This is a genomic window from Aquirufa rosea (assembly GCF_004118285.1).
GTDB classification, from domain to species: domain Bacteria; phylum Bacteroidota; class Bacteroidia; order Cytophagales; family Spirosomataceae; genus Aquirufa; species Aquirufa rosea.
This window is the reverse complement of sequence record NZ_SDHY01000006.1, coordinates 47,623-62,169: the sequence shown is the minus strand read 5'-3', so window position 1 is coordinate 62,169 and position 14,547 is coordinate 47,623. Positions and strand designations below refer to the sequence as shown.

11 protein-coding genes are annotated in these 14,547 nt (G+C 39.3%); 8 read left to right on the top strand and 3 right to left on the bottom strand.

The genetic code is table 11. The annotated features are described in order from the left end of the window. Positions 1-156 precede the first annotated feature (156 nt). From ESB04_RS09955 to truA, 5 genes are all read left to right on the top strand, one after another. A complete protein-coding gene (locus tag ESB04_RS09955) occupies positions 157-645 on the top strand; it encodes a (2Fe-2S)-binding protein (protein WP_129027593.1) in 489 nt (162 codons plus the stop codon). Continuing rightward, a complete protein-coding gene (locus tag ESB04_RS09950) occupies positions 642-2,825 on the top strand; it encodes a xanthine dehydrogenase family protein molybdopterin-binding subunit (RefSeq protein ID WP_129027592.1) in 2,184 nt (727 codons plus the stop codon). The genes ESB04_RS09955 and ESB04_RS09950 overlap by 4 nt, the downstream gene beginning before the upstream one ends. Next, positions 2,822-3,400, top strand: a complete 579-nt coding sequence (locus ESB04_RS09945; protein WP_129027591.1) for a nucleotidyltransferase family protein — start codon at positions 2,822-2,824, stop codon at positions 3,398-3,400. Before ESB04_RS09950 ends, ESB04_RS09945 begins: the two co-directional genes overlap by 4 nt. 111 nt (positions 3,401-3,511) lie before the next feature. Then, entirely contained in the window at positions 3,512-5,740 is a 2,229-nt protein-coding gene (gene purL / locus ESB04_RS09940; RefSeq protein ID WP_129027590.1) for a phosphoribosylformylglycinamidine synthase subunit PurL, read from the top strand. 18 nt (positions 5,741-5,758) lie between these two features. Next, a complete protein-coding gene (gene truA, locus ESB04_RS09935) occupies positions 5,759-6,526 on the top strand; it encodes a tRNA pseudouridine(38-40) synthase TruA (RefSeq protein ID WP_129027589.1) in 768 nt (255 codons plus the stop codon). Here the strand turns inward: truA and radA are convergent. Further along, positions 6,498-7,877: a DNA repair protein RadA gene (gene radA / locus ESB04_RS09930; RefSeq protein WP_129027588.1), complete on the bottom strand. Its 1,380-nt coding sequence runs from the start codon at positions 7,875-7,877 to the stop codon at positions 6,498-6,500. The genes truA and radA overlap by 29 nt on opposite strands. A gap of 103 nt (positions 7,878-7,980) precedes the next feature. On the opposite strand from radA, the gene ESB04_RS09925 reads away from it, so the two are divergent. The 3 genes from ESB04_RS09925 to ESB04_RS09915 all read left to right on the top strand — a co-directional run bounded on the left by ESB04_RS09925 (position 7,981) and on the right by ESB04_RS09915 (position 12,749). Then, complete coding sequence (locus ESB04_RS09925; protein ID WP_129027587.1) at positions 7,981-8,661, top strand: porin family protein; 681 nt, start codon at positions 7,981-7,983, stop codon at positions 8,659-8,661. A 15-nt stretch (positions 8,662-8,676) separates the two neighbouring features. After that, positions 8,677-9,702, top strand: coding sequence for a phenylalanine--tRNA ligase subunit alpha (gene pheS / locus ESB04_RS09920; RefSeq protein ID WP_129027586.1), 1,026 nt, complete (start codon positions 8,677-8,679; stop codon positions 9,700-9,702). A gap of 68 nt (positions 9,703-9,770) precedes the next feature. Then, on the top strand, positions 9,771-12,749 hold the full coding sequence (locus ESB04_RS09915; RefSeq protein ID WP_129027585.1) for a glycosyltransferase family 117 protein: 2,979 nt from the start codon (positions 9,771-9,773) through the stop codon (positions 12,747-12,749). 77 nt (positions 12,750-12,826) lie between these two features. On the opposite strand, the gene dnaJ is transcribed toward ESB04_RS09915, so the two are convergent. Both dnaJ and ESB04_RS09905 read right to left on the bottom strand, forming a co-directional pair. Continuing rightward, complete coding sequence (gene dnaJ / locus ESB04_RS09910) at positions 12,827-13,984, bottom strand: molecular chaperone DnaJ (RefSeq protein ID WP_129027584.1); 1,158 nt, start codon at positions 13,982-13,984, stop codon at positions 12,827-12,829. Between the two features lie 7 nt (positions 13,985-13,991). Then, positions 13,992-14,516, bottom strand: a complete 525-nt coding sequence (locus tag ESB04_RS09905) for a nucleotide exchange factor GrpE (RefSeq protein WP_129027583.1) — start codon at positions 14,514-14,516, stop codon at positions 13,992-13,994. Between the last annotated feature and the right edge of the window lie 31 nt (positions 14,517-14,547).

Genomic DNA, 14,547 nt, shown 5'->3' with positions numbered 1-14,547 from the left:
ACCGGTAGGGGTCTTCCTCCAAATGTTCTTGGATAAATTGTATTTCCTCTATTTTAAGCATGCTGCAATTTAATCATGTCAGTATTAAATTTTCTACATTAGACGAAAGGAATTTGATTTTATTGTAATTTCATAGTTCAATTGAAAATTTAAACTATGGGTAAGTATAGCATCAAATTGAATGGGAAGAAACATCTGGTCGATGTGGCTTCTGATACCCCTCTGTTATGGGTGATACGCGATGAAATTGGCATGACCGGTACCAAATTTGGTTGCGGTATGGGACTTTGCGGAGCTTGTACTATTTTGTTAAATGGTAAGCCAATTCGTTCTTGCTCGACTCCGATATCAACAATTAAGCCAGAAGATAAATTGGTCAGTATTGAAGGTATTTCTAGCAATACTAGTCATCCTGTTCAATTAGCATGGATCCAGGAGCAAGTTCCACAATGTGGTTATTGTCAATCTGGACAAATATTAGCTGTGGCTTCATTGTTAGAATCAAATCCAAATCCTACAGATGCCGATATTGATACGGCTTTAGCTGGAAATATTTGTCGATGCGGTACTTACCAAGAAATGCGTAAAGCTATTCATTCGGCTGCTAAATCGATGCAAGTTAATCCTAAAACGAAATCCAAATGAGCTCTCTAGATATGAAACAATCCTCTCGTAGAGATTTTATCAAGATAAGTGCCCAGGCGGCGGCTTTTCTTGCCATAGGCTTTGATAGTTTGGCCAATGGAACGGGAGTTAAGGTGAAAAAAATGCCCCATGAACCGCATATTGGGGTTGAAATTAATCCCTATGTTTTAATTAATGAGTCTGGCAAAGTTACTTTGTTTAATGCTAGGCCAGATATGGGTCAGGGTACTTCCCAATCTATCCCTATGCTCATTGCGGAGGAGTTGGAAGTGCGTTTAGATCAAGTTGAAATTGTTACTTCTGATGGTTCAGATAAATTTGGTTCTCAGATGTCCGGCGGTTCTTCCTCCGTAAGTACTCGATATCTACCAATGCGTACCGTAGGGGCTGCCGTAAAAGAGATGTTGATTCAAGCAGCTGCCAATCAATGGAAAGTTCCCGTTAGTGCTTGTTATGCCAAAGAGGGAAGAGTATATCAAAAAAATAAATCGATTAGTCTTGGATATGGGGAGTTAGTGGCCTCAGCTGCTAAATTGCCCGTTCCTAAAAATCCTACTTTAAAAAATCCAGCAGATTTCACTCAAATTGGCAAGTCGATTCCAAGGCCTGAAGTTCCATCCAAGGTCAACGGTACTGCCATTTTTGGAATGGATGTGGTCATTCCAGGGATGTTGTATGCTAGTGTTGCCCACGCACCAAGTATTCATGCCAAGGTGAAAAGCTATCAAGGAGAGAAGGCGATTGCTAGTCCGGGTGTTAAATTTGTATTAAAAACGGAACGTAAAATGCCTCATGCCAGTACAGAGGCAGTAGCTGTTTTGGCTGATTCCTATTATTCGGCATTGAAAGGTAAGCGCTTATTGGATATTCAGTGGGAAAGTGCTGAAGCTGAAACCATGAATACAGATAAATACTTTAACCAACTACATGAAGCAGGAAAATCCTCAGGATTTGAATACAAGGAATCATTAAAAGGAGATGTTGAACAAGCCTTTTCTTCCGCAAAACAAGTATTGGAAGCTTCTTATCAAACGCCTTTCTTAGCGCATGCTGCCATGGAGCCTGAAAATGCGACAGTTTATGTGCAGGATGGCAAAGTGGAGGTTTGGGCTCCTGTGCAAGGTCCAGATTCTTTAGTGACCGAATTAGCCGCTTACCTAGGATTAAAGAAAGAACAGGTTAAAATCAATGTGACCTTTTTAGGAGGAGCATTTGGTAGAAAAGCCTATTATGACTATGTCTTAGAAGCCGCTCATCTTTCCAAACAAATTAATGCCCCAGTCAAAGTAGTTTGGACTAGAGAGGATGATATTCAACAAGGGCCTTTCCGTCCAGGAATGCTTTCGGTGTTAAAAGGTTCTTTGGATGCTCAAGGTATAGTCACAGGTTTTGAACATAAAATGAATGGAGCTTCCATTTTAAACCAAGTATTTAAAGTTCCCCTTGGAAATGCACCTGACCCATGGGCGGAAGAAGGCATTAATTTGCATGATAGTCCATATGCTTTCCCAAACAGAAGAAACTCTTTTTCTTTGATAAGCACTCAAATCCCTATTTTATGGTGGAGATCAGTATATGCCTCCAATAATCTATTCGGGCAAGAGTCATTTATTGACGAGCTAGCTCATGCCGCCAAGAAAGATCCACTGGAGTTTAGATTGGAATTGTTGAAGGATTCTCCGCGTTTTGTGGCAGTGTTAAAGAAATTGGGAGAGTTGTCCCATTATCAGCAACTGAAAGCGCAGGGCAAATCGATAGGTATTGCTATCGCTCGTTCCTTTTCATCTATTTGTGCTCATGCGATTTTGGTAGAAAAGCAAGGGGCTGGAGTAACAATTAAAAAAGTTTATTCCGTTATCGACTGCGGAGTTGCGATTAATCCAAGAAACATTAAAGCTCAGGTACAGAGTAATATTACTATGGGATTGACTGCCGCCATTAAGAATGAAATTACGGTAGTGAATGGACAAACTCAACAGAGTAATTTTCATGATTATGCTGTGCTTCGGCAAGGTGAAATACCTGAAATGGAAATTTTTGTAATGATGAACAATGAAGCACCAGGCGGTGTGGGTGAGCCAGGACTTCCTCCAGTAGCACCTGCTTTATGTAATGCGGTCTTTTTAGCTACAGGAAAGCGGGTTCGAAAACTACCTTTTGACATTAGCCAAGTGTCATGATAGGTTTACTCTTAGCTGCAGGATCCTCCTCTCGATTAGGAGAACCCAAGGCATTGTTAACATTAGGTCAAAAGACCTTGGTAGAAAGAAGCTTGCAAGTCTTGCAAGCTTCTTCTCTTGAAGTAGTATTAGTTTTAGGTGCTGAAATAAATAGCATCAAAGCCATTATTCCCTCTGATTCAGTGGAGATATTTGAAAGCGAGGATTGGCAAATGGGTCAAGGTAGTACCTTATCGGAATGTTTACGATTTCTAGCTCCCAGAAAGCAGGACATCTTGGTGATGTTAGTGGATACTCCCTTTGTTCAAAACAAGCATATACTAGCTATTCTTCAAGCACATCATGATTCTCCTAATCAAGTCATCATATCTTCTTTTCATGGGCAGTCTTCGCCTCCCGTTTTGATTCCTTATCAACATCAAGAAAAATTGTATGATTGGAAAGGAGATAAGGGATTTGGTCCATTTTGGAAATCACATCCAAGTATTTGTCAATGGATATCTTTTGAGGATGAATATAGAGATTTGGATACTCCAGAAGATAAAATCTATTGGCAAGAAAAATGCGCTACATAGCTGGGTTTAATTGGAATATTCCCTATTAAATCATTTTCCTGCTGGTAAAAATGATTACCTTTGTGCTCAATTATAGGCTTCTGTGCCAAATGTTAAATTAAATATTGTATTGTGGAATCCAACGAAAGCTTACCCACCCTCGAGACTGCCAAAAAATTAGGTTTATTACCCGAAGAGTATGATCGTATTCAAGAGATTTTAGGAAGAAAACCGAACTTCACTGAATTGTCTATTTTTTCTGTCATGTGGTCAGAGCACTGTAGTTATAAAAACTCCATTGTTTGGTTAAAAACTTTGCCTAAAGACTCACCAAGAATGTTGGCTAAGGCGGGAGAAGAGAATGCGGGTTTGGTGGATTTAGGAGATGGTTTGGGTTGTGCTTTTAAAATTGAATCTCATAATCACCCTTCCGCATTAGAGCCATATCAAGGTGCAGCTACAGGTGTAGGTGGTATCAATCGTGATATTTTCACCATGGGTGCTCGTCCCATAGCACAGTTGAACTCATTGCGTTTTGGAAATATTGAATTAGCGAAGACGAAATGGTTAGTAAAAGGAGTAGTCAAAGGTATCGGTGATTATGGAAATGCCTTTGGTATTCCCACGGTAGGTGGTGAGGTTTTCTTTGATGATTGTTATTCGACTAATCCTTTAGTAAATGCTTTTTCTGCCGGTATTTTACAAGTAGGGAAACAAGCTTCAGCGATTTCTTATGGTGTAGGTAATCCCGTATTTATTGTAGGTTCTGCCACGGGTAAAGATGGTATTGGAGGGGCAAGTTTTGCATCAGAAGATATAACTGAGAAATCATCAGAAAAATTACCTGCAGTGCAAGTAGGAGATCCTTTCCAAGAGAAATTACTCTTAGAAGCGACTTTAGAAATCATTGAAGCTGGTTGCGTGATTGGTATACAAGATATGGGTGCGGCCGGTATTATCTGCTCTACTTCTGAAATGTCTGCCAAGGGCGAGCATGGTATGATCATCGATTTATCTAAGGTACCTACTCGTCAACTGAACATGAAGCCATTCGAGATTTTGTTATCAGAATCGCAAGAGCGTATGTTGATTGTTGTTCAAAAAGGTAGAGAAGAGGAAGCTAAAAAGATTTTTGATAAGTGGGATCTCAATTGTGAGCAAATTGGTGTAGTTACTGACACCAAACGTCTTGAGTTCTACCAAGATGGAAAATTAGTAGCGGATGTGCCTGCTGATGATTTAGTTTTGGGTGGAGGTGCTCCTATTTACCATCGTGAATACCGTGAGCCTGCATATTATCAAGAATTTAAGAAATTCAAGATTGATTCAGTGCCTGATTTAGCTCCAGGTGAGATTAGTAAGGCTTTTGATTTCCTAATGAATCACCCTAACATCGCCTCTAAAAAATGGGTAGCTGAACAATATGATTCGTCCATCGGTCGTGCCAATCGAAATACCAATGCTCCTTCGGATGCGGCGGTAGTCAAGGTGCATGGTTCTAATAAGTCCATTGTCATTACGGTGGATTGTAATTCCAGGTATGTGAATGCGGATCCAGAAGAGGGTTGCGCCATAGCCGTAGCGGAGGCTGCACGCAATATTGTATGTTCAGGTGGTGTTCCAGTGGCCATTACCAATTGCTTAAATTTTGGTAATCCATATGTACCTGAAGTATATTGGCAGTTTGTGGGTGCCATTAAAGGAATGAGAAAAGCTTGTCTGGCCTTTGAAACGCCTGTGACTGGTGGAAACGTTAGTTTTTACAATCAATCTTCAGATGAAGGCCCAGTATTCCCAACTCCAACCATTGGTATGTTAGGAATCTTAGAGGAGGCAAGTAAAAAAATGACCTTAGATTTCAAAGAGGAAGGTGATTTGATATATTTGGTAGGGGAGAGTGTGAATGACATCGCTTCTTCTGAATACTTATATTCTTATAAAGGTGTGAAAGCTAGTCCGGCTCCTCACTTTAATTTGGAAACAGAACAAAATATTCAGGGAGCTATAGCTAGTTTAATTCAACAAACTTTAATCCAATCTGCGCATGATCTATCAGATGGTGGATTGTTAGTGGCTTTAGCTGAATCATCTTTCCCACGTAAGAAAGGGTTTTCAATCAATTGTGATACAAACATTCGTCAAGATGCCTTCTTGTTTGGAGAGGCGCAAAGTCGTGTATTAGTATCAGTTTCACCTGCTAAGCAGGCAGATTTTGAATCTACTTTGAAAAATCAAGGAATAGTATTCAGTGCATTGGGTAATGTGACAGGTAGTGATTTTGTGGTGGATGGACAAGTTATTTCTTCTCAATCCAAGGCTTCGGAATCCTTCCATACTGCTTTAGAGAAAGCATTGAACTAACAATTTTTTTAGATTGATATGAGCCGTTATCTACTACAATTTTCGTACGATGGCGGCTTTTTTCATGGGTTTCAGATCCAGGAAAATGCGATTACGGTTCAAGAGGAGTTGGAAAAAGCCTTGACAAAAGTAGCAGGTGTAAAGGTAGATTTGGTGGGAAGTAGTAGAACCGATGCTGGAGTACATGCGAAGCAGCAGTTTGCCCATTTTGATTTACCAGAGCATTCAAAGCCAGTAAACCTAGATTGGTTATATCGATTAAATCGCATCCTTCCGGACACCTTAGCTGTTCAAGCAATTTATCAAGTTCATAAAGACTTCCATGCGAGATTTGAGGCTACTTCTCGTACTTATGAGTACCATATTAGTCAAGTCAAAAATCCATATTTAAAGGATTACGCCTATTGGTTTGAGCTTCACTTGGATTTGCAGGCTATGAATCAAGCAGCGGCTATTTTGTTGAATCACAGAGATTTTCAAAGTTTTTCTAAAGTTAAAACCGATGTGAATACCTTTGACTGCCATATTTTTCGTGCCGAGTGGAGGCAAGAAGGGAATCAATTAATTTTTACCATTCAAGCTAATCGCTTTTTGAGAGGTATGGTACGGGCTATAGTGGGAACCTTATTAGAGATAGGTGCTGGCAAATGGACTCAGGATGATCTCATACGAATTTTAGAAGCCAAGGATCGGAAACAAGCTGGTAGAGCTGTTCCAGCCCATGGACTTCATTTAGTGCAAGTAGCTTATCCTGAGGCTACCTTTGCTTCCAAATGTTCATCATAACCTCCATCCAAGTACTAGCAAGTTTCACTTGAATGTTTTTGGCTCGGTAATTGATGCTTTTTTGATTGTACTTACTGATCCAAATCTCTTTAAAACCCAGTTTTTCAGCCTCGGCTATTCGCTGATCGATGCGGGTTACTGCACGAAGTTCACCTCCAAGTCCAACTTCAGACGCAAAGCAAATATTGGAATCTATGATTTTATCCTCATAGGAAGATAAAATAGACATACAGGCGGCTAAATCCAGAGCAGGGTCATCTACCCGAATACCACCGGTGATGTTAAGGAATACATCTTGCGTTCCCAATCGAAATCCCCCTCTTTTTTCTAATACGGCAAGCAACATATTTAGGCGCTTGGCATCATATCCTGTGGCAGTTCTTTGAGCAGTAGCATAAGATGTTTGGGTTACCAAAGATTGTATTTCAATCAACAAAGGTCTATTTCCTTCTAAAATAGTTCCTATGGCAATGCCTGAGGCGGGCTCATCTCTTGAGGAAAGTAAAATTTCTGAAGGATTACTAACAGGCCTAAGTCCATTTCCTAACATTTCATAAATACCTAATTCTGAGGTACTCCCAAATCGATTTTTAGTAGTTCGTAAAATTCGGTAAATCATATTTCTATCCCCCTCAAATTGTAAAACGGTATCTACCAAATGCTCTAAGACCTTCGGGCCAGCTATAGCACCCTCTTTGGTGATATGGCCCACCAGGAAAATGGGTGTGCCACTATCTTTGGCAAATCTCATAAGTTCCAAAGCACATTCCCTGATTTGAGATACCGATCCTGGCCCCGATTCTATTTGATCGGAGTAAAGGGTTTGAATAGAATCTATGATGATAAGGTCTGATTCTATATCAATCAGGTGCTTGAAAATTTGCTGGGTATTTGTCTCTGTGAGGATATACAAATTATTAGATAGAGTACCTAACCTATCGGCTCTCAACTTAATCTGTTGTTCCGATTCCTCCCCAGTTACATACAATATTTTTGGTCCTTGTAATGATAAGGCCACTTGAAGCAAAAGTGTTGATTTGCCTATTCCAGGCTCTCCACCAATTAATACGAGGCTACCAGGTACAATTCCTCCTCCTAAAACCCGGTTGAATTCTGGATCGGAACATTGTAGTTTGGGACTACTTTCAAAGCTGATTTCTTGCAATAATTTAGGCTTGGGAGCCGTTTTATGAGTGCTTTTGTTTTTCCAAACTTCGGCAGGGTGAATAGGTGTTTCTAGGAGCTCTTCCACAAAGGTGTTCCACTCACTGCAAGAAGGACATTTCCCTAACCATTTCGGTGAGGATTGTCCACAAGACTGACAAATAAAAGTAGTTTTGGCTTTTGCCACGTAAATAAATTAAGTACTCAAAATTACGCTTTGATTTGGTTTTTCCTTTTTTTTCGGTAAAAAAGGATAATTTTACAAGCTAATTGAATTAAACCGCCCAAACATGAAAAATTTATTGAAATTAACATTAATTATTTTGTTTGCCTTTGGGATTATGGGGCATTCAAACGCGCAATTTGGCGCCCGAAAAGCAACAGGAAGTTTTTTTAGGTTGGGAATTAAAGGAGGATTAACATTTTCTTCAATCAACGTGAAAAGTGCTTCATTTAAAGGAAGTTCCATTGATGTTCAAAGTCTAATTGATCAAAATTTAGCTTTAAAATCAGGCTATGTGGGAGGTATTTATGCTCGTGTGGGGCGTAAATTATTTTTAGAGCCTGAGATTTTACTTTCGGCAAAAAATGCCTCAATTAATATCACCGGATTAAATAAAATGGTAGATGTTTCTTACACTAGTTTGGATGTTCCATTGCTTTTGGGGTATAAATTAGGACCATTACATGTCATGGCTGGCCCTGTTGCTTCCTATAATTTAAATTCAGACAATACTATCGCACAAACTATTACGTCTGTCACTAGTTCAGCTACCGTTCGTGATGCCATATCTAAGGCGTATTTTTCCTATGCCGTAGGTGGAGGAATTGATTTATTAGGTCTGACTTTGGATATCCGATATGATGGTAATTTGACAGATTTATCGCGTACTATTCCTGTGCCAGCGGACGTGAATATATCACAAAAGGCTAGTGTTTGGAATCTTACACTGGGTATAAAAATATTATAATTAAATTTTTATTGAATGAATGAACAAATAAAGGTAATTCAGGATGAAATTGAGGGTTTTGTCATTTCAAATGAATCTGATGTCGAGCAATTCCGAATTCAGTTTGTAGGTCGTAAAAGTCGTTTGGCCAGTTTATTTGATGGGCTAAAAGATGTACCTGCAGAAAATAGGAGAGAGGTAGGGCAAGCATTAAATCAATTAAAGAATTTAGCAGAAAATAAGTTTAATACGGCCCAAGAGGCTTTTGCGAATTCAAAAGCCCATTTTGAGATTCCTTCCGATTTGACCTTGTCGAATCCTATTCAACAAGGAACCTTACATCCGCTTAGTTTAGTACGTAGTCGAATTCTTGAAATTTTTAATCGCATGGGTTTTTCTGTTTCGGATGGCCCAGAAATAGAAACTGATTTTTATAATTTTACCGCATTGAATTTTCCAGCAAATCATCCCGCAAGAGAAATGCAGGATACTTTTTTCATTGAGAAAGGAGCTGGGGATATTCAAGATGATGTCTTATTAAGAACGCATACCTCTAATGTTCAGATTCGTTTAATGCAGCATCAAAAACCCCCTATTCGGTCAGTTATGCCAGGAAGAGTTTATCGTAACGAGGCTATTTCTGCGCGCGCGCACTGTTTGTTCCATCAGGTGGAGGGCTTATATGTAGATGAAAAAGTTAGTTTTAAAGATCTAAAGGATACTCTATACCATTTTGCCAAGGAAATGTTTGGTAAAGATACTCGGGTACGTTTTAGACCTTCCTATTTTCCATTTACTGAACCCAGTGCTGAAATGGATATTACCTGTTTATTGTGCAAAGGCGAAGGCTGCAATGTATGCAAACAAGCTGGATGGGTAGAGATTGCAGGTGCTGGTATGGTAGATCCCAATGTGTTGGAAAATGTGGGTATTGATTCAAAGAAATATAATGGCTTTGCCTTTGGAATGGGCATTGAGCGTATCACGATGTTGAAATACCAAATCAAGGATTTACGCCTTTTCACGGAAAATGATGTTCGCTTTTTAAGGCAATTCAATTAACAACTCTTAACAAGAAGCTTTTTTTTGACAGGTTCAATCCCTGTACATTTGAATTTAATTTGTAAAATATGATGAATTTTAAACGCTTGAATAACGTAACTGGCTGGGCTGTTTTTGTTATTGCTTTGATTACGTACACTCTCACCGTAGAACCAACAGCATCATTTTGGGACTGTGGTGAATTCATCGCCTGCTCATATAAATTACAGGTTCCACATCCTCCAGGAGCCCCTTTGTTTTTGTTGTTAGGTCGAATGTTCTCCTTGTTCGCCTTGGGAGACGTGAGTAGGGTAGCCTTTTGGGTCAACATGCTTTCGGTGGTCAGCAGTGCCCTGACTATTTTATTTATGCATTGGACTATCGTCATGATTGGTCGTAAGGTTATCAATAAACCTTTTGAGGAGCTGTCTAAGACAGAGGCTTATACTTTGTTGTTTTCAGGTGTTGTTGGCTCTTTGGTTTATACTTTTTCCGACACATTTTGGTTCTCTGCCGTTGAGGCCGAGGTTTATGCCATGTCCTCATTTTTTACAGCTATCGTTGTTTGGGCTGCATTTCGTTGGGAATTGGTGGAGGATAAAGCGGAAGCCAACCGTTGGATTTTGTTTATTGCTTATTTGATTGGTTTGTCCATCGGTGTTCACTTATTAAATTTGGTGACTTTACCAGCCTTGGCCTTATTATACTATTTCAAACGTGAGGCTAAACCTAGCTACAAAGGAGGTTTCATATCTATATTTATTGGACTCTTTATTTTAGGTATTATCAATTCGGGTATTATTCCGGGATTGCCTTCCATTGCGTTTAAGTTTGAATTATTTTTTGTGAATTCCTTAGGATTTGGAAACGGAAGTGGTGCTTTATTTTTCCTATTCCTATTGGTAGCTGCTGTAGTGATTGGAATTAGGTATTCCTTTGCCAAGGGAAAAGAGGTATTGAATGTGGCCTTATTCTCTTTTGTATTTTTAATGATCGGCTATTCTACCTATACTGTGGCGTTGGTACGTTCGGGCTATAATCCGCCCATCAATGAAAATGATCCAAGTAATATTTTAAATTTCTTAAAATACTTGAAACGGGAGCAATATGGGGAAAGATCATTACTGTATGGACCTATCTATACGGCTGAAATTGAGGAATTTAAGCAAGGGGAGCCTGTTTACAAATTGAAAGATGGTAAATATGAAGTGTACACCTATAAGCCAGAGTATGTCTATCAAAAAGACCAGCAAATGCTATTGCCAAGGGTTTATAGTAATTCTCCTCAACACGTAGCGCTGTATCAAGAAATGCTGGGCATTCCAGCGGGACAGAAACCTACTTTTGGAGATAATTTAAAGTTCTTGTTTACGCATCAAATTGGACATATGTACATGCGATATCTGCTCTGGAATTTTTTAGGTAGAGAGAGTGATTATCAAGATGCCTGGGCTATTAATCCGTTTCAGGATTCTAGCAATCTTCCAGATAATTTGGTTAATAATAAGGCTAGAAATAACTATTTCTTCCTGCCATTAATCTTGGTTTTCCTTGGTTTTTATTTGTTATATAGTAAAAACGAGAAGGATTTTTTGGTAACCATATTGATGTTTGTACTAAGTGGGGTGGCTTTGGTGGTCTACTTAAATTCGCCACCTGTGGAGCCTCGCGAACGTGATTACATTTATGTGGGGTCCTTCTATTTCATGGCCATTTGGGCAGGTTTAGGGGTGATGCAACTAGGAGATTGGCTGGGAAAAATAGTGCGGAATAATAATTTAAAATGGGCTTTATTGGTAATTTTTGGTTTATCTGCTCCGATTATCATGGCGCAACAAAACTGGGATGATCACGATCGTAGTGGTAGATACCATCAAATAGACTTTGCTAAGAACCTATTGAATAGTTGTGCACCAAATGCCATTTTGTTTACGGGTGGTGATAATGATACTTTCCCATTATGGTATGTACAAGAAGTGGAAGGTTTCCGTACAGATGTTCGTGTTTGTAATTTATCCTTATTAGGAACAGATTGGTACATTGATCAAATGAAGCGTCAAACTTATCAATCTGCACCACTTCCTATTGAATTGACCAAAGATCAGTTCTTGGAGGGAGTTAATGATCAGGTAATGTACAATGGAAATCCGAACATCAAGGGTATGTCTTTGCCAGATTATTTAGACTTATTACATAAGAATGATCCAAGAATTCAAGCCCAAACACAGTCGGGTGATATGATTAACACTTTTCCTTCGGATTCATTGGTTATCCCTGTAAATCCAACAGAGATTGCGGCAAGCAAGTGGTTCCCTAAGGAATTTGTACCATTTTTAAGCAATAGCATAGGTTGGAAGCTTCCAGGTAAAAATATCTTCAAAGGAGAGTTGATTCAATTGGAGGTTATCGCCAATAATGCCAAAACAGGTTGGAAGCGTCCTATTTATTTTGCTTCTACCTTGCCGAATGACCAGTATTTAGGTTTGAAGGAAAGCATGCAATTGGAGGGATATGCTTATCGTTTGATGCCATTTAAAATTCCGGGTGCTAAAGATGGCTTTGTGAATACCAAAATCATGGCAGACAATTTCTTGAATAAGATGTATTGGAGAGGTTTGGATGATGAAAAGGTGTATTACCATGGAGATTTCTATTTAGGAATCCCAAGCGTAACTGCTCGATTAGGCGTTTACCGTTTAGCAGATCAATTAATTCGTGAAGGAAATTTACCTAAGGCTAAGCAAGTGCTTGATCATCTGGAGAAAGTAATGCCTGATAAGGTTATTCCATACGATCAATTCTCTGCGAGCATGGTCGGATTGTATTTAGAGGTAGGGGATGAGGCAAAAGCTATAGCTATGGCCAACAAGATAGTGAAACGTAATTCTAAGGCAATTGATTATTATTTCTCTGAGGATAATGTTCGTTCACATGACAGAGATATACAAATCGCATTTTACGAAATGAATTTGATTGTATCAGCTCTAAAAGAGTCCAAAGTATCACCTGCCAAATACAAAGAATTGGAAGATATTTTTAATAAGCAGATTGCGAGAATTAATGGATAAAGTTTAATTGAATTCCATTTAAAAAGAAAGGGCTTGATCAAATCAAGCCCTTTCTTTTTTATGTACCTAATCCCAAATTAACTAAACATATCTCTAACCTTGTGGAAGAATCCTTTATCAGATTTACCTGGCTGTGGAGCAAAGTTCTCCGAACTTCTGAGTTTCTCCAATATGGCTGTTTCTTCTTTACTTAATTGTTTCGGAGTCCAGATATTCACGTGAACTAATTGGTCGCCTACATGGTATCCATTTAATTCCTTGATACCTTTTCCTTTCAATCGTAAGATTTTGCCACTTTGTGTTCCTGCTTCCAAATTGATTTTGGCCTTCCCGCCTATGGTAGGTACTTCTACGGATGTACCTAGGGCAGCGTCTACGAAGCTAACATATAAATCATAAATAATGTTGTTACCATCACGGTGAAGCACTTCATGCGGCTCTTCCTCGATGACAATTAATAGATCACCCGCCACACCTCCTCTTGGGGGTACATTTCCTTTGCCATTCATGGACAACTGCATGTCGTTAGAAACACCTGCAGGTATTTTGATAGGGATAATTTCCTCCTCTAATACTCTACCTTCTCCAAAACACACTTCGCATTTTGCACCAATACTTTTTCCTTCTCCGCTACAGGTTGGACAGGTAGAGGATGTAACCATTTGTCCCAACATGGTTTGCTGTACTCGACGGACTTGCCCTGAACCTTGGCAGGTTTGGCAGGTTTTTAAATCTGTACCATTTTTAGAACCATTACCCGAACAAGTCTTACAAGCTACATGGCGTTTAACTTTAATTTTTTTCTCCACTCCATTAGCAATCTCCTCTAAATTCAACTTCAATTTGATGCGAAGATCGGAACCTTTACGCTGACGTCTTCCTCCACCTCCTCGACCACCGGAGAAAAAGCTTCCAAATGGACTTTCATCTCCAAATATGTCGCCAAACTGGGAGAAAATATCCTCCATGTTCATACTTCCACCACCAAATCCGCCACCAGCTGCACCGCCCATTCCCGCATGTCCAAAACGGTCATATTGAGCTTTTTTCTGTGCATTGCTTAAGACTTCGTAGGCTTCAGCCGCCTCTTTGAACTTTTCCTCTGCTTCCTTGTTGTCTGGGTTTTTGTCGGGATGGTACTTGATAGCCAATTTTCGATAGGCTTTCTTTATTTCTTCTTCAGTAGCGGTTTTCGACACCCCAAGAACCTCGTAATAATCTCTTTTTTGAGCCATTTTATAATTAGTTACCAACCACCACTTTTGCGAAGCGGATGACCTTGTCGTGTAATGTATATCCTTTTTCGATTACCTCAATTACTTTGCCTTTATCAGTTTCGGTGGGCGCTGCGAACTGTGTAATGCAATCGTGTATTTCAGCATCAAACACCTCACCTTTAGCGGGTAATTCTTTAAGGCCTTTTGACTGCAATACGGATTGTATTTTAGAAAAGATTAATTGAATTCCCTCTGAAATTTCTCCCTCTGGAGCATTTGCTAGGGCGCGTTCATAATCATCAATCACGGGAAGTAAATCAATGATTAATCCAGCGGATGCCGTCTGAATTAATTCAACCTTTTCTTTAGCAGTACGTTTTCTGAAATTTTCAAAATCAGAATACAAGCGAAGGTATTTTTCCTTCATTTCTGCCAATTCATCTGTTGTTGAAGCTTGCTCATCAGATCCTTCATTCTCTGTCAAATTTTCCTGATTTTCTGCTTGGATGTTCTCTTCCTCTAAATTACTCTCTTGTTCTTTCTTTTTCATAAGGCAAAATTAATACAATACCCATTTACAC